The following is a 21,411-nucleotide window of genomic DNA, read 5'->3' as shown; positions in this document are numbered from 1 at the left end:
TTTTTTTATTTTGTTACAAATAAATATTTTGGGTTGGAAAACCAAAACATCAACCCAAAACTAAAAAAAGAAAACCTAAATAACCACCCAATAATTAAAAGAAGGAAGTGATTATTTTCATTGATAAAAAACATTTTTTTAAAAACATTTTCCAAAATACCAATAAAACCCAAATATTGAAAATTACTGCATTATTAATTAGTTTTTTATTTTTAATATGGTTGAATTTATCAACATTTGGATATTTCCATATAAAAAATCATTCCAAAAAGAAAATAATTTTAAAAATAGGAGTTAACAACAATTCTGCTCCTAATGTTTTTAAAGTTTTAGAACCAAATAAAGGAGCCCAAAAAGCTGTAAACGGCGAATATATAGCAGGTTTTGATATTGATTTAATAAATAACATATCAGAAGAATTAAAAAAAATAGACAAATTTAAAGATTTAGAATTAGAATTTCATGTCTTTGATTTTGCAGGACTTCTTAATGCCTTAGAACAAGAAACAATTGACATCGCAGTTGCGTCTTTGAGTATTACAGACAAAAGAAAAGAAAAATACGATGTTTCTAAAACCTATATGCAAACTGGAACTAGCATGGTAATAAAAAAAAACAAAAGATTTGATTATTTATTTCATGATTTAAGAAACCAACAAGACCCAAAAAATATCAAAGAAATGAAAATAAATTATAATGAATTTTGCCAAAAATTAAAAGTTTTAGGAAAAGAAAAACCCATTAAATTTATAACATTTTTAAATACTGTTGCAATCCCAGTAATTGAAAAAATCAAATCAGATACCAATAAAGAAAAAGAGTATGTCATCAAAAATAACGAATTAACAAGTTCTTCTGCATGTTTTACTGATATTTTACAAGGAAAATCAGATATTTTTATAACAGATAATTGTTTAGCTAGATGGGCTTGCGAAATAAATCAAGATTTGACATATTTTGATGTTTATTCTGATAATTTAGAACATTCTACTTGTCCCCAAGGTTTAGGGATATTTTTACCTAAAAAAAATGATGAAGATAGAAGAATAACAAATTTACAAAAAGACATAAATGAAAAGTTGGTAGAATTGAATTTAGTTAAAAAAGATGAAAAAGGCGAATTCCAAGACATAATAGAATTAAAGAAAAAAATTCATGAATTAAAAGAAAATAACAAAGAAGTTAACGTAGAAGATCAAAAGAAAATAGAAGAAATAAAAGAACAAATTACAAACATAGAAAAACAAGCCAAAGAACGACTAGATAAAGTCTTTGATGAAAATAAAGAAACAATTGAACTACCAACAAAAAACATTTTCATCCAAGCCCAAAAAACCATTCCATCTTATCTAGAAGGACTCAAAACTACTTTAATTTTAGCCATTGACAGTCTTATTATTGGCTTTTTATTAGCTATTGTATGCACTTTAATTAAAAATATAAAATTAGATTCTCACAAAAATAATTTATTTATGATTACTATAATAAAAATGATAAATATTTCAATAAATGCTTTGTTTTTTGTCTTAAAGGGTATTCCTGTAGCAGCTCAAGCAATGCTTATTTATTACGGTATTACTTTTCTTTTTAAAAAAAATTTTAATCCTTTACACGCAGGAATTTTTGTTTTAATACTAAATTCTTTAGCAAGTATTACAATGATTTTAATGCAAAATATTAAATTCTTAGATAAAGGACAAATTGAGGCAGCCCATTCTTTGGGGATGAATCAAAAGCAAGTTTTTCTCTCTATTGTCTTTCCTCAAACTTTAAAAAGGTCAATACCTTTTATTGTCCAACAATTCATCACAAACATTAAGGATAGTTCTTTTTTTGCCATTATAGGAGTTTCCGAACTTTCTTGGAAAGGACAAAGCAATATGGGAGCTACATTAAATCCAATCTTGCCTTTTGTGATGATATCTTGTTTTTATTTAATAATTATTAGTATGATTAGTTTTTTAAACAAAATATTAAAAAAAAATATTAACAAATCGAAAAAATAAAAGAAAAATAATAAAAAAGGAAGTGAAAAATTTCATTAATTTAATTAATAAAAACTCATTTTTAAAAAATATTTTTCAAAAGAAAAAAAATATAAAAATATTCAAAATTATTACATTATTGATTAGTTCTATATTTTTAATATGGTTACATTTTTCAGTATTTGGATGGAATTTTTCAAACAAAACAAAAAACCAAAATACTCAAAAATATTCCAAAACTTTAAAAGTGGCAATGACTAATAGTTCTATTCCCAATACTTTTAAAGCTATAACAAATAAAAAAAACGCTATAAAAGCTATAAATGGCGAATATATAGCAGGATTTGATATAGATTTAATCAATGATATAGCTGAAAGATTAAAGTATAATTTAGAAATTCATGTCTTTGATTTTGCAGGAGTTATAACTGCCTTAAAAAAAGGAGATGTGGATTTGGCAATCACAACTTTAAGTATTACAAACGAAAGAAAAGCAAAATTAATCGTTTCTAAAGCCTACACACAAACTGCAACAAGCATGGTAGTAAGAAGAAAAGATGAAAGATTCAAAAAGATAGTTGAAAATAAAAAAATAGAATATGATGACTTTTGCAAAGAATTAAAAGAAAAAGGCACACCTCAAAAACCAATTAAATTTGTAACAGTTACTAGCACTACTGCAATCAAAATGATTGAAGACGAAATAACAAATAAAGATGATATCAAATCATATATTAAAAAAAACAACGAATTAACTAGCCCTCCTGCATGTTTTCAAGATGTTTTACAAGGAAAATCAGATATTTTTGTAATAGATAGTTATTTGGCTAGATGTGCTTGTAAAAAAGAAGATGACTTAGTATACTTTGATATGACCTCAGATGATCCAAAATATTCTATTTGTCCTCAAGGTTTAGGGATATTTTTCCCTAAAGGAGAAAAAGAAACCCAAAGCCTAGAATTAAAAGAAAAAATGGATAAAATTTTATGCGATTTAAAATTAGTTGCAAAAGATGAAAACAAAAGTTTAAAAGACATCATAGACTTAAAGGAAAAACGTAAAAATTTATCAGAAGGAAAAGAAAAATACAACCAAATAGACAACCAAATAAAAACAATAGAAGGTGAATCAGAAACAAGATTAAAAACAGTTTTTGACAAACACAAAGAAATACTTTCTAAAAGTACTACTTGGCATCAAATCAAAGAAACTTTTCCATCTTATCTAGAAGGACTCAAAACCACTTTAATTTTAGCTATTGATAGTCTTATTATTGGTTTTTTATTTGCAATTTTATATACTTTAATTAAAAACTCTCAATCAAATAATAAAATAATATCTAAAATTAATAAAGGAATAACTTATTTTTTAGATACTTTATTTTTTATTTTAAAAGGAATTCCTATAGCTGCCCAAGCAATGCTTGTTTTTTATGGTATTGGTTATCTTTGCAAAGATCTTTTTGAAATTAAAAGTTTGTATGCAGGGCTTTTTGTTTTGGTAATTAATTCTTTAGCAAACATTACTGTAATTTTAATGCAAAATATTAAATTCTTAGATAAAGGACAAATTGAAGCCGCTCATTCTTTGGGGATGAAACAAAAACAAGTTTTTTTCTCTATTATTTTCCCCCAAACTTTAAAAAGATCAGTTCCTTTTATTGTCCAACAATTCATTACAAACATTAAAGATAGTTCTTTTTTTGCCATTATAGGAATTGCCGAACTTTCTTGGCAAGCGCAAAGCAATATGGGCTCTACCTTTAATCCGATTCTTCCTTTTGTGATGATATCTTGTTTTTATTTAAGCATCATTAGTATTACTAATTTATTAAACAAAACATTTACTAAAAATATCATTCATAAATAATTTTCAAAGTTTTAACAACTAAAACCTGATAAAAGACCACATTAGCTAATGTGGTCTTTTTGGGGTGACGCGTGCGTGTAAATATTATTTGGTTTATGATTTTGAGGAAAAAAATAATTTTAAATATCATTTTACAAATTTTAACCCCAAAAAGATTAAAAATGCAATTCCAAAAATATCAATTTAGCAACTACTCATGAAAAAAATAAGTTTTGATGAAAAAAAACAAAAATCAAAATAAAACTGATATAATATATAAGTATGATATTTTTATCATTTAAAACAAAAGCTGATGTGGCGGAATGGTAGACGCACTTGACTCAAAATCAAGCGAGCAATACTCATGTCGGTTCGAGTCCGACCATCAGTACCATTAATTTATTTTTATTTATAATTAAATCTATGAAAAAATATAACAAATAAAAAATTGCATGAATTTCATGTATTTTTTTATTTGTTATATTTTTTAAAAAAACGATTTTAAACAACGATTTTGATTTCTTGCCTCTTTTCCCAATCAACTATTAGGTGGTATTTATTATGTCTACTCATTCATTTAAACATTTTATCGAACAAAAAGGTTTTTGCAAAAAATATTTTCAAAATCCTCAAGTAAAAAAAATATCAGTTTGCCAAAAAAGCAAAAAATGGGTTTTAAAAATCACATTTAAACATTTGCCTTTGGTTTGTGATTTAGCATTTTTTTTAGAACAATTACTACAAGAATTAACTATTTTATGGGAAAACCAAACCCAAACCACACCTAATTTACCCCAAATTGAATACCACATCGATTTTGAAAATTGGGATTATCTAGAATCTTTGGCAGAAAGTTATTTTAATTATATTATAACCCAAGCCAGTTTAATAAAAAAATATCATGATTTAGATTATTTTGCAATTCAAAATCACCAAGTAAATTTTCAAAATGGAAAATTTATCATTTTTGTAAATCCCAATGCGTTTAAATTTTTAAACAAAAAAATAGGACTTCTTCAAGATTTTTTTTATAAATTTTATGGTTTTAAAAATGAATTTATCTTATCAACAGATAGAAAAATTGATATCAATAGAAAAAAATCCACAAATATTGAAATCGAAAAGTCGAAAAAAAATCAAAATCATCAAACCAACAACTCCAACGAACAAAATCAAGAAAAAAATCTAAATAACAAAGAAAACCAAACTTCTCAAACAGAACAAACAAAACAAGTAAAAACAACACCCCAACCAAAAGCATATAATTATAATAAAGGAGTTTATAATAGCAATTCTAAAATGATAACTCAAAACATAAAAATAAAAGAGATTCCTAAAAATAAACAAGAGCTGGAAGAATTCAACCGCCAAAACCCCAATACTTATGTAATTGTTGAAGGTTTTTTGGCTCATCCCATTAAAGAAGTTAATTTTCAGTATTCTTATTTAAAATTTGTTATAGAAGAAAACGGTAATGATTTTTCTATCGAAAATAAAGATGCTATTTTAATTCAAAAAAAAGTTTCCAAAGATGAAAAAGAACAATTTTTAAAAGCCAATTACCAAACTGGAAAATTATTTAGAATCACAGCTCGAATTAATTATAGTGTTTGGGACGATGTTTATTTAATGATGGCACAATACGAAACTCTAGAATCAGATTTAATTTCGCCTTCATTAATCCGCAAAGACTTGGGTTTTCAAGGCAAAAAAAGAATTGAATTTCACACTCACACTAAAATGTCTAATTTAGACGCAATTAACAGCGCCAAAGAATATTTACAAATAGCAGAATCATGGGGACACGAAGCGATAGCTTTTACGGATCATGACGGCATTTATGCTTATCCTGAAATTAACCAACATTCCAAAAATAAAAAAATCAAACCTATTTATGGAGTAGAAGTTGATTTTATTGAAGAAAAACCTATTTATATCACCAATAAAAAAGAAGATAATTTAGAAAAAGATTTTGTTTTAAAAGAAGCTACTTATGTGGTTTTTGACTTGGAAACTACTGGATTATCTAATGTTCGTGACAAAATTATTGAAATCGCTGGAGTAAAAATTAAAAACGGGAATAAAATAGGCGAGTTTCAAAAATTTATTGACCCACAACAAAAACTAACCAAAACTATCACAGATATTACCAATATTAAGGATGAAATGCTTCAAGGACAACAAACAATTGACCAAGTTTTGCCACAATTTTTAGCTTTTGCCAAAGACTGTGTTTTAGTTGCTCACAACGCTTCTTTTGATTTTGATTTTTTAAAAGAAAAATCAAAAGAACTAAAAATATTTTTAGAACCACAACCTATTATTGATACCATGGCGTTGTCTCAACGTTATTTTAGCAATTTTTTAAAATATTTTTCTTTAAAAAGATTAGCAACTGTTTTTAAAGTCAAATTAGAAGACCATCACCGTGCACTTGCGGATGCCACTGCCACAGCAGAAGTTTTTATCAAAATGATTGATCAATTAGCAGATCCAAACAAAGATCCCAAAGACGAACAAGTAATTAATTTTTTTGACTTACAAGAAAAAATCGATCCCAAATACGAAAGATCTTATCATATCAATATTTTGGTGGCTAACCAAAAGGGTTATCGAAATCTTTTTGAACTTTTAAGCAACGCTTTAACTAAAGATTTTAACAAAAGTCCTCGTGTTTTAAAATCTAATTTAGCCAATTTAAGGCAAGGTCTTTTAGTAGGTAGTGGTTGCATGAATAGCAATATTTTTGAAATAGCTCTCAATCAAAATATTTTCAAATTACAAAAAGCTATTTCTTTTTACGATTACATCGAAGTACAACCTCCCCAAGCTTATAAACATTTAATTCATGATTTAGGAAAAAACGGGCTTCAAATAATTGAAACTACTCTCAAAACAATCATAACAGAAGCCCAAAAACAAGCAAAAATAGTAATTGCCACCGGAGACGTTCATTATATTCATCCTTGGGAAAAAGATTATCGCGAAATTTATATTAGTGCCAAAATGGTAGGAGGTGGCTTACACAAATTATCTAGATACGAAAATAAAAACTTGCCAAAAAACCACCTTTTAACTACCCAAGAAATGATAGATGCATTTGCCTTTTTACAGGATGAAAACTTGATTTATAAAATTGTAATTGCAAATACTCATTTGCTTAATTCCAAAATTGAAAAAATTAAAGCTTTTTCTTCGGAACTATTTTCTTTCAAAGACAACGCTTTCAAAACAAACTTACAAATACCAAGCATTAAAGAAGAAATTAAGCGTTTAGTTGATGCAAAAGTTAAACAAATGTATGGTTCAACTCCACACCCTTTAATTAAAGAAAGATTGGATAAAGAGTTAAAAAGCATTATCGGAGAGACAAAAAACGAAAAATCTAATCAAAATATTGCTTCTGTTTACTATTTATCACATTTATTAGTTAAAAATTCTTTGGAAAAAGGTTATTTAGTAGGCTCACGTGGTTCAATTGGTTCTTCTTTAGTAGCAACTATGTTAGAAATTACCGAAGTAAATCCGTTAAAACCGCATTATTATTGCCCGCAATGCAACTACACTATTGTCCAATTAAAACCCCAAGAAAAAGAACAATATCACAACCCAAAAGAGGAAAAATACCACAACGAGCTTGATAAGGTTTTTTCGGGATATGATTTGCCAAACATGCCTTGTCCCAAATGCGACATCCAATTCAAAAAAGACGGCCACGATATTCCTTTTGAAACTTTTCTAGGATTTGAAGGCAATAAAACTCCTGATATTGATCTAAATTTTGCAGGCGATTACCAAAGCCAAGCCCACAATTACATTAAAGAATTATTAGGAGAAAAGCACGCTTTTAGAGCTGGAACCATCCAGACTGTTGCCCAAAGAAACGCTTATGGTTATACAATGGGTTTTGTAGAAGAAAAACAAAAACAATGGCGCAAACAAAAAATAGCCCAAATTGCCAACAAAATCGAAGGCGTTAAACGTTCTAATGGACAACATCCAGGAGGAATCGTTGTTGTACCACCCGATCGCAGCATTTATGAAGTAACTCCTGTCCAATATCCAGCTAATGACACCAATTGGAAAACTACTCATTTTGATTATCACTCTTTTGAGCAAAATCTTTTTAAATTAGATATTTTAGGACATGATGATCCTATGATGATTAAATTTTTGATGGATTATGTTAAAGAAAATTCAGGGAATTTCCCTTTTACAAGGGCCCAAGATATTCCTGTAGATGATCCTGAAGTTTATAAATTGTTTTCCAATGAGTTCAAAATCGATTCTTCTGTAAATCCAGGAAACAAAATCACTATTGATTCTTTGGGTATTCCTGAATTTGGAACTATTTTTGTCAAACAAATGTTAAAAGATTTAACAACCGCTAAACAAAATTCACAAAAACAAGCAATTAAAATTAATTTTTCTGCTTTAGTAAAAATTTCAGGACTTTCACATGGAACTGATGTTTGGAACCAAAACGCCAGAGATGCTATCAACAAAACAGGCGAATTTGAAAAATACAAAAATAAAACCATTTCTTTTGATGATATAATTGGTTGCCGTGATGATATTATGTTACAACTACAAGAAAAAGGGATTGTTCCTTTAAAAGCTTTTGATATTATGGAATTTATCCGCAAAGGAAAACCCCAAGATGATTTTAAAACATGGAACAAATACAAACAAGAAATGAAAGATAAAGTAGAAGCTTGGTACATTGATTCTGCCGCTAAAATTAAATATTTATTCCCTAAAGCCCACGCCACTGCTTATGTTATTATGGCTTTGAGGATTGCATGGTTTAAAATGCATTCACCATTAGCTTTTTATAGTGGTTATTTTTCTAAAAGAACAGAACAATTCGACCACCAAACCATGATTAGCAACGATATAAAAATTATTAAAGAAAAGTTAAATAAACTTGCAGAATTAAAAAAAAGCAAAAAGATCAAAACCAAAGAAGATGCTTTAATCAATACTTTAAAAATCGCCGAAGAAATGGTTCATCGTGGTTTTAAATTTTTAACTGTTGATTTTAATAAATCAGATGTTAGTGTTTTAAAAATAGAAGATGGTGGATTTTTAAGGATGCCATTGCTTTCGCTTGATGGTCTAGGTTTGATTGCTGCTAATAAAATTGTAGAGGCGCGTCAAGAAAAACCATTTACTAAAGCGGATTTTGCCACTCGTTCTAAAATTAACAAAACTATTTTAGCCAAAGCAAAACAAGAAAATCTTTTAGATTCTTTAGAAGATGAATAAAATTAAAAAAACGAATAATAAATAAATTTGGTTCAATCCACAAAAATATTAAAGAAGATTTCGCTATAATAAATCATTTTTAAAAAAATAAAAAAGGAGGTACTAAAATTGATACCAAATAAAAGATTAGTGTCAGGAATCAAACCAACAGGTGATCTTACTTTAGGAAATTATATTGGAGTTTTGAAACCTTTGTTATATTTACAACAAAACTTAAAAAATTTTGATTTTTATCTTTTTATAGCTGACTTGCATGCCCTTACTTTTTATCAAGAACCCCAAACACTAAAACAACAAATCAAAAAAATAGCAGCTCTTTATTTGGCATCAGGGTTTGATCATGAAAAAATAAATTTGTTTGTTCAATCTGAAGTAACACAACATACTTATTTGGGTTATCTCTTGGAATGCACTTCTTATTTTTCTGAACTACAAAGAATGATTCAATATAAGGAAAAAAGCAAAATTAATGCAGAAGGTATAAGAACTTCTTTATTTACTTACCCCACATTAATGGCAGCTGATATTTTGATGTATGATGCAAATTTAGTGCCTATCGGCAAAGATCAAAAACAACATTTAGAATTAACTAAAACCTTGGCTAAAAGATTTAACAATTTATATGGTAATACTTTTGTTGTTCCGGAACCTTTTTTTAATCCTTTGGGTTCAAAAATAAAATCTTTGCAAAATCCTTTGAAAAAAATGAGTAAAAGTGATAAAGAAAATCCTAAAAGCTATATTTTACTTTTGGATAATCCTCAAATAATTAAAAGTAAAATTGCCCAAACTGTTACAGATTCCCAAAAAATAATTAAATATGATCCAGAAAATAAATCTGGAATTTCTAATCTTTTAACCATTTATGCTTCTTTAAAGCAAATTAGTATTTTTGAAAGTGAAAAACTTTTTCAAAAAAGTAATTATAAAGAGTTAAAAGATAAAGTTGGTGAAGAAATAATTAAATTTGTTGTGCCTTTGCAACAAAAATTTTATCAATTAATTAATAGTGCAAAATTGGATGATATTTTAAATAAAGGAGCCCAAAAAGCTTCCTTGATTGCAGATAAAAAAATCGAACAGGTGCGAAAAAAATTAGGTATTTCAAGATTTTGATGTATAATATATATTAAATAAAAAAGACAACCTTTTTAGGGTTGTCTTTTTTATTTAATAACTTTTTTTATTGTGTGCTTTAATTACTTGTTGTAAAGCTTTCCAAGGAAGACTTATACAAACAACTCTTCCAGGAAAATTAATAAAATGTTTAAATAATAGTAATTCTTTATCAATTTGAGTTTCATCATATATTTGATTATTAATCATAGCTAAAAAATGGTTTATTTTTTCTAATATTTTTGAAATTTCTATATTTTTAAGATGTATAGACATCAAACTTGCTGAAGCAAGACAAATAGCACAAGCTTGAGTTTCATATTTAATATCTATTAATTTTGGATTTGAGATTTTGATTTGTAATGAAATAGAATCACCACAAGAAACATTTTTATTAGTTATGTTTATAAAATCAGGGTCTTGAGAAAGTCCCCAATTTTGAGGTTCTTGATAATGTTTAATGATTAAATCACGATATAATTTATTTATTTCTAACATTTTAATGCCTTTAGTTTGGAGTTATTTATTAAATTTGGAGAAGAAAGTTTGCGTTTTTTTTAAGTTTTTAATTAAAATATCAATGTCTTCTTGGTTGTTATGGATACCTATAGAAACTCTAATTATACTTGTTTGTTTTAATTTTTGAGTAGCTAAAAAAGCACAACATCTACCAGTTCTTACATAAATATTTTCCTGAGCTAAAAAAACTTCTGCATCGTGGGCATGAATTTGATTAAAGTTAAAAGTAATGATATTAGAAAAAATTTGGTTATTGTAAATTGTAATATTAGGAATTTGCTTTAATTCTTTTATTATATTTTGATAAATCTTTTTTTCATGTTTTTGGATGTTTTCAAAACCAATTTCTTCCACAAATTCCAAAGCTTTTTTGAAAGCAAGAATTCCTGAAATATTAGGAGTTCCTGATTCAAATTTATTAGGACCTTCATTGAGTAAAAAATGTTTTAAAGAAAATTCTTTAATTGAAGTTCCTCCAAATGAAGGAGGTTGCAATTGTTCTAATAAATGATTTTTACCAAACAAAATTCCTATTCCAAAAGGGCCGTATAATTTGTGTGATGAAAATGCTAAAAAATCTACATCTAAAAATTTAACGTCTATGGGTAGGTGACTTGATGATTGGGCAGCATCTAAAATAACTAAAACGTTTTTTTGGTGAGCTAAAGTTGTTATTTTTTTAATGGGAGTTTCGTACCCTAGTAAATTAGAAACATGAGTTAAAACAACTATTTTAGTTTTGTTTGTTAAAACCTTAGCAAAATTTTCTACAGTTATTTGATTTTGTTCGTTTAGGGGAACAAAAATTAATTTTGCTTTTTTTAATTTAGCTTGTTTAACCCAAGGAAGTACAGAAGAATTATGTTCCAATTCTGATGTAATAATTTCATCACCTTCTTGAAGGGTTTCTCCTAAGCTTTGAGCTAATATATTTAAAGAATCAGTAGTTCCTTTGGTAAAAATAATTTCTTCTGGTTTAGAATTAATAAAATTAGCTGTTTTAATTCTTGTTTCGTTCATTAGTAAAGTGTTTTGATGAGACAAAACTCCAAAAGATTTGGTATTAAGTCCGTTTGTATTATAAAATCTAGTCAATTCATCTATCACTTTTTGAGGTTTTAAAGAAGTAGCAGCATTATCAAAGTAAACAAGCTTAGGGTTAGTTTTGAAAATTGGAAAAAGACAGCGAAAAGGATTATTTTGCATTTTGTAAACCTCTTAATTTGTTAAAACATATTTTTTCATAAATGAATTAATAAAATAAATAAAAAATTGTTAATAATTAAAAGACTATTAAAGTGTTATTTTTTTTTCCTTTTTTCAAAAGGACATATTTACCAAATAAAGTGTTTCCTTTTGTTATTACAAAATCAAGGGATTTTATTTTTTGATTAAATAATTTAATTGTGTTGTCTTTGATAAATTCACGAGCTTCGCTTTTAGAAGTTGCCAGTTTTGTTTGAACTAAAGCATCAACTAATAAAATATCTTCTTTTATGAAATGACAAAACAAAGTTTTTTGTAATAAAATAAAATCTTTTTTCTGGAAAGATTGTTTTTTAGCATTAGAAAATAAAATTTGGTTAGTTTTTATACATTCTTGCAAAATATCTGAGGAATGAATTAAAGTAATAATGCTTTGGGTGAGAGCTTTTTGAGCTGATCTTTGTTGGGGATTTTCCAAGGTTTTTTTTTCTAATTCCAAAATTTCTTGCTTGGGGATTAAAGTAAGCATTTTTAAATAATTGATTACTTCTTTATCAGAAACATTTAAAAAATATTGATAAATTTCGTAAGGTGAAGTCATTGAAGGATTTACCCATAAAACCCCTTTTTCACTTTTGCCAAATTTAGTACCATCTGAATTTAACAAAAGAGTAGTACTAATTCCTAGGGCATCGGATTTTTTTTCTAATTTTCTAATGAGTTCTAGTCCGCTTGTGATATTTCCCCATTGATCAGAACCACCTAATTGTAATCTAACTTTATTATTTTTGTATAAATGATGAAAATCTAAAGATTGCAAAATCATATAAGAAAATTCAGTAAAAGAGATACCAGAAGCAAGTCTTTTTGCTACTGCGTGTTTGGAAAGCATATAGTTAATGTTAAAAAGTTTTCCGTAGTTTCTGAGAAAAGAAATGATATCTATTTGAGAAAGCCATTGATAATTATTAACAAATTCTACTTGTTTGTTTAACAATATGTTTTTGAGTTGAGATTCAATACTTTTAGCATTTTGTAATGAATTTTCTAAAGATAATAATTTTCTTTCTTCGGTTTCTTTGGGGTCTCCTATTAAACCTGTAGCCCCACCAACTAAAATAACAGGTAGATGCCCTTGTCTTTGCATTAATAAAATCATTGTTATTTGAACTAAATGACCCACTGTTAAAGAATTAGAAGTAGGATCAAACCCACAGTAAAACTTAACTTGGTTTTTGTCTAATAATTCTTTAACTTGTGTTTCGTTGCTACAATCTTTAATTAAATTACGCCATTTTAATTCTTCATAAAAAGACATTTTGGGCTCCTATTTTATTTTTAGAAATAATTTTCTGAGTTTTGAGAAAAATCATTAAAATAGGGTTGTTTTTAATAATTTTCTAAATTTTGTTTATCAAAAAAAAGGGGTTGAAAAATATATTTAAAAAATATTTATTAAAAGTTTTTTGTTAAAAAAAATACATTTTATTTTTTTTCTTTAATGCGAGAAGCTTTAGAAGAAAGGTTGCGAACATAATGCAATTTGGCGCGACGAACGATACCACGACGAACTACTTCTATTTTTTCGTTATTAGGGGAATGTACTGGGAAAGTTAATTCAATTCCTACACCAGCAAATATTTTTCTTACAGTAAAAGTTTCTGTAACTAATCTTCCTTGACGTTTAATAACTAAACCTTCAAAAATTTGAACCCTTTTACGGTTTCCTTCATCAATTTTGATAAACACTTTAACTGTATCTCCAGGTTTGAAAAAAGGGACATCTTTAAGTTGATGTTGATTAACTGATTCTATTAAATTTTGTCCTTTTAATTGAGACATAATTTTGCTCCTTTGTTGAATTCAAACAAATAATTTTTGTATTATTTTTGTAATTCTTGTTTAATTTCTGTTAAAAGTTTGGTTTGTTCTAAAGTTAATTTTTTATTTTCCAAAAGATCAGGTCTTTTTTGCAAAGTTGTTTTTAAACTTTCTTTTTGGCGCCAACATCTTATTTTAGCATGGTTTCCAGATAACAAAATAGCAGGCACTTCGTGATTCAAATAATTTTTAGGGCGGGTGTATTGAGGATATTTAAGCAAACCTTGTTGATGGGAATCTTCAAGATAAGATTGTTCTTTTATAACTCCTGGAATCAGTCTTGTAATTGCATCAACTAAAACAATAGCAGCGATTTCTCCTCCTGTCAAAACATAATCACCTATGGAAATTTCTGAATCAATATATTGCAATATTCTTGCATCAACTCCTTCATAATTACCGCATAAAATAATTAAATGAGTTTCTTTTTGGGCAAAATTAGTGGCATGTATTTGATTAAAAATTTGTCCTTGAGGAGATAATAAAATAACTTTACTTTGAGGAGTTTTTATTTTTTGCAGACAATCAAAAAAAGGAGGGAAAGAAAGCAACATTCCAACTCCTCCTCCATAAACACTATCATCTAATTGATTATGTTTATTTGAACTATAAATTCTTAAATCATGAAGCTTTATTTGAACTTTTTTTTGTTCTAAAGCTCTTTTAATAATGGAATTTTCGCAAAAACTTTTAAAAAAAAGAGGAAAAATAGTTATAATTTCAATAATCATAAAATTTAGTTTTTAAACATTTTGAGAAAAAAATTATTTTTCAACTTTAATTTTAGTTTTTGCAACAAATTTACTTTTTTTAAATACTTTTTTGACTGTTTTGGTTGGTTGAGCGCCATTTGATAACCATTTTTGTAATTTGTTGTGGTCTAATTCAACAATATCTAAAATAGTGTCATAAGTTCCTAAAATTTCTAAAAATTTACCATCTCTAGCATTTTTAGATTCACTTGCAACTACTCTGTAAAAAGGTCTTTTATGCACTCCGAAACGTTGTAAACGCATTTTTATTGCCATAATAAAAACCCACTTTCTATTTTTTTATTAATCGTAAATTAAAAAGTTCATCCTAAACATTATTACATAAAATAACTGAATTGTCAAGTATTTTTGATAAAAAAGATGGAAAAAATGTTTTTTGATGAATTATTAAAAAAATCTTTTGGAGATTTTAATTAAAACGAAAGATATTTCAGTAAATTAAAAAATGTTTAAAAATCAATAACAATTAAATAATAAAGGGAGCGTTTTTAATGAAAATAGTGTTCTTTGTTGTTTTCAAAAAATAAAATATTAAAATCATTCTAAGACAAGACAAAAAGAAAACCCAAAACAAGACCTTTGTGGAATTATTATTCTTTGGAATGTCTTTTTATCCTGGCTTTTCCTATAATTATTTTTTTATATTGGGTTATTGATTAAAAAACTTCAATTAACTTTGTATTTTTATTTTTTATTCATGAGGAGAACTAATAGGTATTTTGGTTAAATATCCATTAATAAATTCATCGATGTTTCCATCCATTACTTGTTCTAATTGAAAAATTTCTTGATTAGTGCGGTGATCTTTAACCATTTTATAAGGGTGAAAAACATAGCTTCTAATTTGAGAACCCCAACCATTTTCTTTTTGTTCGCTTTGAAATTTTTTAGCATTTTCTTCTTTTTGTTGTTTTGATGCTAATTGAAATAATTTAGTTTTTAGCATTTGCAAAGCTTTTTCTTTGTTTTTGATCTGACTACGTTCATTTTGACAACCCACTACTAATCCTGTTGGCAAATGAGTTATTCTTACTGCTGAATCCGTAGTATTTACGTGTTGTCCGCCTGCACCACTACTTCTAAAAACATCGATTTTAAGATCTTCTGTTTTTAAATTAATTTTGATTTCTTCGTTAATTTCTGGTAAAACATCGCAAGCTACAAAAGAAGTATGTCTTTTGGAATTAGCATCAAAAGGAGAAATTCTTACCAAACGATGAACTCCTTTTTCCGCTTTTAGATAACCATAAGCATAAGTTCCTTTAATTAATAAAGTAGCTGATTTGATTCCTGCTCCTTCACCTAGTTGATAATCAAGAATTTCGGTTTTAAAATTCTTTTTTTGAGCGTATTTTTGATACATACGGAAAAGCATTTCGCACCAATCTTGTGATTCAGTACCTCCTGCTCCTGGATGAAATAACAAAATAGCGTTATTAATATCATAAGGTTGATTCAAAAAAATTTTAATTTTGAAATCAAAAAAAGATTTAGTAAGGTTTTTTAGTTCTTCTTCTAATAAAGCAGAAGTTTCATTTGGGATTTCATTTAAGTTAAATAAAGTTTCTAGATCTAAATAATTTTGTTCTAAAGTTTCTAAAGTAGTTTTTTTGTCTTGCAAGTCATTGAATTGTTGGCTTATTGTGACAGCTTTTTGGGGGTCTTGCCAAAAATCTTCTTTTTGCATGGCGCAATTTAATTTCTCAATTATTTGATTAGTTTTTTTTAAATTAAAGGCTTGTTTAAAATCTTGAAGGTTTTGGTTCAATTTTTGTAAAATTTGATTAATTTCGTATTTTTCCACAAATTAATTCCAAGGTTTTTTAGAAGTTCTTACTTTTCTAGTTTTTCTTTTTTTATAAGATTCATCATCGATTGAATCATTGTTTAAAAAAACTTTTTGTTTGGGAGGTATTTGAAAACTATCTGCGAAAGAAAACTTTAAAATGGTAGAAGTAATGTCGTTTGCAATTTTTGCAATCATGTTATTGAATAAAACTTGTCCTTCTTTTTGATATTCAATGAAAGAATCTTGTTGTCCATAACTTACAAATCCAATTCCTTGTCTTAAAGAACTCATATCATTGATGTGGTGTTGGTAGTAATTATCAATTATTTTTAACATAATCCATTTAAGACCTTTTTCAAAATATTGAGCTTTTTCAGGGTCTTTTTCAAAAAAATCTTTTTGGGATTGTAAAGTAGCTTTTACTTTTTGCAATAAATGCTGTTGAAAAGAATCAAGAGAGTTTGTTTTAGGGTTGTTGCATAATTCTTGTACTTCTTCTAAATCAAAGGTTTGTTTAGGGAAAAATTTATTTTCTAAAAAAGTAATTAAAGTTTGAGTTTGACATTGTTTAGGTTTGTTGTTAAAATATGGAAAAATAGCTTTATTAAGGGTCTTTTTCATTAAATCTTGAACGATTTGTTCTACTTTATCGCTAAATAGAATTTCTTTTCTTTGGTTATAAATAATTTCTCTTTGAATACGTAAAATATCATCATATTTTAATAGATATTTACGATAGTCAAAATTAGAAGATTCTACTTTTTTTTGTATTTTGGTAAAAAATTTAGTCACTATTTTAGATGAAGTTTTGGTTTCAGAATCGCTTATTTTTTGAAGCAAAGAAATAATTTTTTCTATTCTAGTTCCACCAAATCTTTGGGCAAGTTCGTCTTCGCTAGAAATAAAAAAGCGTGAATAACCAGGGTCTCCTTGACGTCCAGCACGTCCTCTTAATTGATTGTCAATTCTTCGTGATTCGTGTCTTTCAGTACCTAAAACAGCAAGTCCGCCTAATTCTTTAACACCTTCGCCTAAACGAATATCAGTTCCACGTCCTGCCATATTAGTAGCAATAGTAACTGCGTTTTTAAGTCCTGCCTTAGCAATGATTTCTGCTTCTTTAGAGTGATTTTTGGCATTTAGAATTTCATGTTTAATTGAATGTTTTTTTAATTTTTTAGAAATAATTTCAGAAACTTCTACTGTAGTTGTACCAATTAAAATAGGTTGTCCTTTTTTATGACGAGAAGTTATTTCTTCAATTAAAGCATCGTATTTCTCTTTTAAAGAAACAAAAATAAAATCGGGTTCATCAATTCTTACCATAGGAACATTAGTAGGAATTTCGATAACTTCCATGTTATAAATATCTCTAAATTCATCTTCTTCAGTTTTGGCAGTTCCTGTCATTCCTGACAATTTGTGATAAAGACGGAAAAAATTTTGATAAGTAATAGTAGCTCCAATGGAAGTTTCTTCTTTAATTAATACTCCTTCTTTGGCTTCTAATGCTTGGTGAAGACCGTCGCTAAATTGTCGTCCTGGCAAAACACGTCCAGTAAATTGATCAATAATTAGAACTTGACCATCTTTGTAATCAACTAAGTAATCTTTGTCTTTGTGCATCGTAAAAGCTGCTTTAAGAGCATTTTTGACGTGGTGGAGTAAAGAGGCATGTTCTATGTTGTATAAATTATCAATTTGGAAAAAGTTTTCAGCTTTGTTAATTCCTTCTTCGGTAAGTTCAATTGTTTTAGTTTCTAATTCAATAAGATAATGGCTGTTTTTAAGGGTGCGAACAAAACGTTGTGCTTCTTTGTATAAATTTTTAGTTTCTTTGACACTTTGGGAAATAATTAATGGCGTTCTTGCCTCATCAATTAAAATAGAGTCTACTTCATCAACAATAGCGTAGCTGTAAGGGCGTTTCATTACCAAATTAGAAGCTTCAATTTCCATGTTGTCTCTTAAATAATCAAACCCTAATTCACTGTTAGTAGTGTAGAGAATATCACATAAATAGGCTTTTTGTTTTTGTGCGTGGTTTTTGTCTTTGGTATTAAGTCCTACCGTCATTCCCAAAAAGCGAAAAACATCACCGATACTACCTTCAAATTCTCTTTTAGCTAGGTATTCATTGACTGTAACAATGTGAACGGGGTTGCCACTTAAAGCATTAAGATAAGCAGGCATAATGGCAGTAAGGGTTTTTCCTTCCCCAGTTTTCATCTCGGCAATGTTTCCTTGGTGCAAAATTACAGCGCCCAAAATTTGAACGTAATAAGGAGTAAGTCCCGTTACTCTTTTGGTAGCTTCTTTGGCAAGAGCATAGGCTTCGGGGAGAAGTTGGTTAAGGGTTTTTACTTCTTGAAAGAGTTTTTTTAATTCTGCGGTTTTTATAGCAAAATCTTTTTCATCTAATAAAGCCATTTTGGCTTCTAAATTTTGTACTTTATTAGCTATGGTTCTAGCTTTTCTTAAAGCTTTTTTGGAAGAATTAAATATTTTTTTTAAAAACATTAACATAATCGTTTTAATCCTTTATATTTTTTAGTTTTTGAATTTGTAATTTTTGGATTGTTAATTCGTATTTCATAATTATTACTTTGATTCAATATTAAAAAATGAAAATAATTGGGGGTGATATTTTGGGTAGCAAAAACCCTTATTTATAATCCAATTATTATTTAATTTTAACATATATTTAGTAGTTTTTGAACATCATTTAATTATTTTTGCTGTTTGTGGCTTTATTTGTGGATTTGGTGATAGTGTTTGAAAAAGCAAAAAGTGTGCAAGGGGAAAATGAAAAAAAGACTACCGCCATTAGATAGTTTTTTTAGTTAAAAAATTTATTTTATGATTTTAAAAATTGCTTTACAAATTTGAACAATAAATGCGACCTAGATAATTTTTAAATAATTTGGAATGTGTTTTATTTTTTTTCTTAGCAAAGACATTTTGCCTGACAAAATTTGGTTTTGTATGTTTGAGGTTGGTTTTGGTTTTTGTGTTGTAAAAAATCTTTTAAAAAAGTTTTGTCAATTTCCATCATAGCATCCATCGGCAAAGAGGCCTCATCAAACCATTTTAGTTCAGCAACTTCATCATCTTGTGGGATTAATTTTCCTTGTGTTTTGGTTACTAAAAAAGCCATAACAACTGGATAGACAACATCTCCGTTAGGATAATTGATAACAAAATGTTTTCCACAATAGGTACGAAAGGGGTGAATTTCTAAAGCTTTAAGGCCTGTTTCTTCTTCTAGTTCTCTTACGCAAACATCAACTCCACTTTCTCCTAATTCCATTGCTCCACCATGAAGTCCCCAAACATTAAAATCTTTGCGGAATTGCAATAAATATTTATTATTTTCATAAACAATAACGGAAGCCCCAGGAGAAAATAAAGGGTCTTTTCCAATTTTTTGGCGCAATTTGTTAATATAGTTGCTCATTTAAAAAACCTTTTTCCATTCTTTCTTTTTTAATTTATTTTTTTAATTTTAGTTTTTTTATTTTAATATTGTCAAAAAGTTATTTTTGAATTAAAGAATAAATATTTTTGGTAAAATTATTAAAAAGTGTAGATAGCATAGATAGCAGATAAATGAAAGTGCAAATAATAAATTTTTTGTAAAATATTTACAATTATTATTTGATTTATTATAAATAGTTGTTTAATTAATGGCTAATTTTTCGCTAATATTTTTCCTCCCAATATTTTTTAGGATAACTTTTATTTTTGTATTTGTTTAATAGCTCAATTTATGGCTTTAATTTTTTTATTTTTAAAGCAAACTTTTAAATTAAAAGCTTAATGAAATGGAGCTTTAAAAACCAAAATAAAAGATGACAAAAATAAAAAAAAATATACTTACTATTTTATTTTAGCATTTTTTTTAATATTATGTTATTTTTTGCTAACTTTTTTTATTTTTATTGTTGTTTTTTGTAATTTGAAAAAGGCAATTTTTATTAATTTGATAATTTTAGCCACTAAAAATACTTGATTATTTATAAAGATATTTACTTTTATATTAGTTGTAAAAAATGCGAAAATATTATATAATAACTCAAAAAAGAAATCCCTTCAACAAAAGGGCTTTTTATTATTTCAAACATTTTATTATTTCAAACATTTTATTATTATAAAATTATAAATCTTATTTATTGTATATTGTAACCTTTTTTAAAGAATATTTTTTAGTAATTTCATCTAAATCTTTTTGAGATAAAGTTTTTTTAATTAATAATTTACGCGCTATTTCATCTAAGACATTTTTATTATTTTGTAATAAATGTTCTGTTTTTTGTAAAAAGGTATTAAAATCTTTTTGAGGATAAGGAGAAAATTTATTTAAGTTATGTTTAGCACTATTATGGTCAGAACCAGATCCTTTTCCTACTTGTAAACGTTTCATTTGATGGTTTTTTGCTAAAATATTTTCAGCAGCAGTTCCTCCAAAATTAAGGAGTGTTTCTATTTTGGGATCAGATTTTAAAACTTTGCAAGAAGTATGTCCCAAAGTTCTTTGAGTAGGTTTAATTGTAACATAAGGAACTTGAAAATTTTCAGGATATAAAAGAGCTATAAGAGTATGTCCTGCTTCATGATAACTTGTTATTTCTTCTTCTAATTGTTTTTCTTTTAAAAAATAATCCCATGGATCATATTTCAAAAAGTTTTTAATTTTGGTGTGATTACCAAGATAAATAACAGTTATAAATAAAACATTAATGCCAATTAAGCCCCAAAGCAAAATATGGATTAATTGATTTGAAAAATTATTATCTAATTTTTGATAATCATTAGTTTTGTTCATAACGATAATCTATCCTCAAATTCCACAAATAATTTATTTGTTTTCTGGTTTATTCTGTGTGTTCAACATTTTAAACAAAATTATTAACCCAATTAGAAATTTTATCATGTGCTTGAAGTGATTCAAAATAAATTGTTCACAATAAATTTAATAATTTAGTTTCATATGTTTGAATTATTTCTTTTTAAACTTTGTTTTAG

At 27.1% G+C, this 21,411-nt stretch carries 14 protein-coding genes and 1 tRNA gene; 5 read left to right on the top strand and 10 right to left on the bottom strand.

Annotated features, from left to right (window positions below; translation table 11 throughout):
* The first annotated feature begins 107 nt into the window (after positions 1-107).
* The 5 genes from N747_RS0101910 to trpS all read left to right on the top strand — a co-directional run bounded on the left by N747_RS0101910 (position 108) and on the right by trpS (position 10,218).
* Positions 108-2,006 (top strand): ABC transporter substrate-binding protein/permease, encoded by a 1,899-nt coding sequence (locus N747_RS0101910; RefSeq protein WP_024563558.1) that lies wholly within the window; start codon positions 108-110, stop codon positions 2,004-2,006.
* A gap of 232 nt (positions 2,007-2,238) precedes the next feature.
* On the top strand, positions 2,239-3,855 hold the full coding sequence (locus N747_RS0101905) for a transporter substrate-binding domain-containing protein (RefSeq protein ID WP_240992307.1): 1,617 nt from the start codon (positions 2,239-2,241) through the stop codon (positions 3,853-3,855).
* A gap of 288 nt (positions 3,856-4,143) precedes the next feature.
* Positions 4,144-4,228, top strand: a tRNA-Leu gene (locus tag N747_RS0101900).
* Between the two features lie 167 nt (positions 4,229-4,395).
* Positions 4,396-9,102: a PolC-type DNA polymerase III gene (locus tag N747_RS0101895; RefSeq protein ID WP_240992306.1), complete on the top strand. Its 4,707-nt coding sequence runs from the start codon at positions 4,396-4,398 to the stop codon at positions 9,100-9,102.
* Between the two features lie 111 nt (positions 9,103-9,213).
* Positions 9,214-10,218, top strand: a complete 1,005-nt coding sequence (gene trpS, locus N747_RS0101890; RefSeq protein WP_029783885.1) for a tryptophan--tRNA ligase — start codon at positions 9,214-9,216, stop codon at positions 10,216-10,218.
* 54 nt (positions 10,219-10,272) lie between these two features.
* On the opposite strand, the gene sufU is transcribed toward trpS, so the two are convergent.
* The 10 genes from sufU to N747_RS0101840 all read right to left on the bottom strand — a co-directional run bounded on the left by sufU (position 10,273) and on the right by N747_RS0101840 (position 21,211).
* Positions 10,273-10,716, bottom strand: a complete 444-nt coding sequence (sufU, locus tag N747_RS0101885; RefSeq protein WP_024563554.1) for a Fe-S cluster assembly sulfur transfer protein SufU — start codon at positions 10,714-10,716, stop codon at positions 10,273-10,275.
* Between the two features lie 21 nt (positions 10,717-10,737).
* Positions 10,738-11,943: an aminotransferase class V-fold PLP-dependent enzyme gene (locus N747_RS0101880; RefSeq protein ID WP_024563553.1), complete on the bottom strand. Its 1,206-nt coding sequence runs from the start codon at positions 11,941-11,943 to the stop codon at positions 10,738-10,740.
* 76 nt (positions 11,944-12,019) lie between these two features.
* The gene (gene tyrS / locus N747_RS0101875; RefSeq protein WP_024563552.1) at positions 12,020-13,261 is read right to left on the bottom strand and encodes a tyrosine--tRNA ligase; all 1,242 of its coding nucleotides are present in this window, start codon (positions 13,259-13,261) and stop codon (positions 12,020-12,022) included.
* Positions 13,262-13,428: 167 nt separating this feature from the next.
* Entirely contained in the window at positions 13,429-13,785 is a 357-nt protein-coding gene (gene rplS, locus N747_RS0101870; RefSeq protein WP_024563551.1) for a 50S ribosomal protein L19, read from the bottom strand.
* Between the two features lie 41 nt (positions 13,786-13,826).
* Complete coding sequence (trmD, locus tag N747_RS0101865; RefSeq protein WP_024563550.1) at positions 13,827-14,555, bottom strand: tRNA (guanosine(37)-N1)-methyltransferase TrmD; 729 nt, start codon at positions 14,553-14,555, stop codon at positions 13,827-13,829.
* Between the two features lie 33 nt (positions 14,556-14,588).
* A complete protein-coding gene (rpsP, locus tag N747_RS0101860) occupies positions 14,589-14,852 on the bottom strand; it encodes a 30S ribosomal protein S16 (protein ID WP_024563549.1) in 264 nt (87 codons plus the stop codon).
* Between the two features lie 436 nt (positions 14,853-15,288).
* On the bottom strand, positions 15,289-16,401 hold the full coding sequence (gene prfB, locus N747_RS0101855) for a peptide chain release factor 2 (RefSeq protein WP_024563548.1): 1,113 nt from the start codon (positions 16,399-16,401) through the stop codon (positions 15,289-15,291).
* 3 nt (positions 16,402-16,404) lie between these two features.
* Positions 16,405-18,912: a preprotein translocase subunit SecA gene (gene secA / locus N747_RS0101850; protein ID WP_024563547.1), complete on the bottom strand. Its 2,508-nt coding sequence runs from the start codon at positions 18,910-18,912 to the stop codon at positions 16,405-16,407.
* A 421-nt stretch (positions 18,913-19,333) separates the two neighbouring features.
* On the bottom strand, positions 19,334-19,843 hold the full coding sequence (locus N747_RS0101845) for an NUDIX hydrolase (protein ID WP_024563546.1): 510 nt from the start codon (positions 19,841-19,843) through the stop codon (positions 19,334-19,336).
* 708 nt (positions 19,844-20,551) lie between these two features.
* Positions 20,552-21,211, bottom strand: coding sequence for a M41 family metallopeptidase (locus N747_RS0101840; protein ID WP_024563545.1), 660 nt, complete (start codon positions 21,209-21,211; stop codon positions 20,552-20,554).
* Between the last annotated feature and the right edge of the window lie 200 nt (positions 21,212-21,411).

Source organism: Candidatus Phytoplasma tritici, from assembly GCF_000495255.1.
GTDB lineage: Bacteria > Bacillota_I > Bacilli_A > Acholeplasmatales > Acholeplasmataceae > Phytoplasma > Phytoplasma tritici.
The sequence above is the reverse complement of the archived record's forward strand: the minus strand, read 5'-3'. Positions and strand labels throughout refer to the sequence as shown.

What these genes read in the sequence shown, in the direction of transcription:
- N747_RS0101895 (WP_240992306.1), top strand. Translation starts at nt 4,396, where the DNA reads ATGTCTACTCATTCATTTAAACATTTTATCGAACAAAAAGGTTTTTGC.
- N747_RS0101845 (WP_024563546.1), bottom strand. Translation starts at nt 19,843, where the DNA reads ATGAGCAACTATATTAACAAATTGCGCCAAAAAATTGGAAAAGACCCT.
- tyrS (WP_024563552.1), bottom strand. Translation starts at nt 13,261, where the DNA reads ATGTCTTTTTATGAAGAATTAAAATGGCGTAATTTAATTAAAGATTGT.
- N747_RS0101840 (WP_024563545.1), bottom strand. Translation starts at nt 21,211, where the DNA reads ATGAACAAAACTAATGATTATCAAAAATTAGATAATAATTTTTCAAAT.
- trmD (WP_024563550.1), bottom strand. Translation starts at nt 14,555, where the DNA reads ATGATTATTGAAATTATAACTATTTTTCCTCTTTTTTTTAAAAGTTTT.
- sufU (WP_024563554.1), bottom strand. Translation starts at nt 10,716, where the DNA reads ATGTTAGAAATAAATAAATTATATCGTGATTTAATCATTAAACATTAT.
- N747_RS0101880 (WP_024563553.1), bottom strand. Translation starts at nt 11,943, where the DNA reads ATGCAAAATAATCCTTTTCGCTGTCTTTTTCCAATTTTCAAAACTAAC.
- rpsP (WP_024563549.1), bottom strand. Translation starts at nt 14,852, where the DNA reads ATGGCAATAAAAATGCGTTTACAACGTTTCGGAGTGCATAAAAGACCT.
- rplS (WP_024563551.1), bottom strand. Translation starts at nt 13,785, where the DNA reads ATGTCTCAATTAAAAGGACAAAATTTAATAGAATCAGTTAATCAACAT.
- N747_RS0101905 (WP_240992307.1), top strand. Translation starts at nt 2,239, where the DNA reads ATGACTAATAGTTCTATTCCCAATACTTTTAAAGCTATAACAAATAAA.
- secA (WP_024563547.1), bottom strand. Translation starts at nt 18,912, where the DNA reads ATGTTAATGTTTTTAAAAAAAATATTTAATTCTTCCAAAAAAGCTTTA.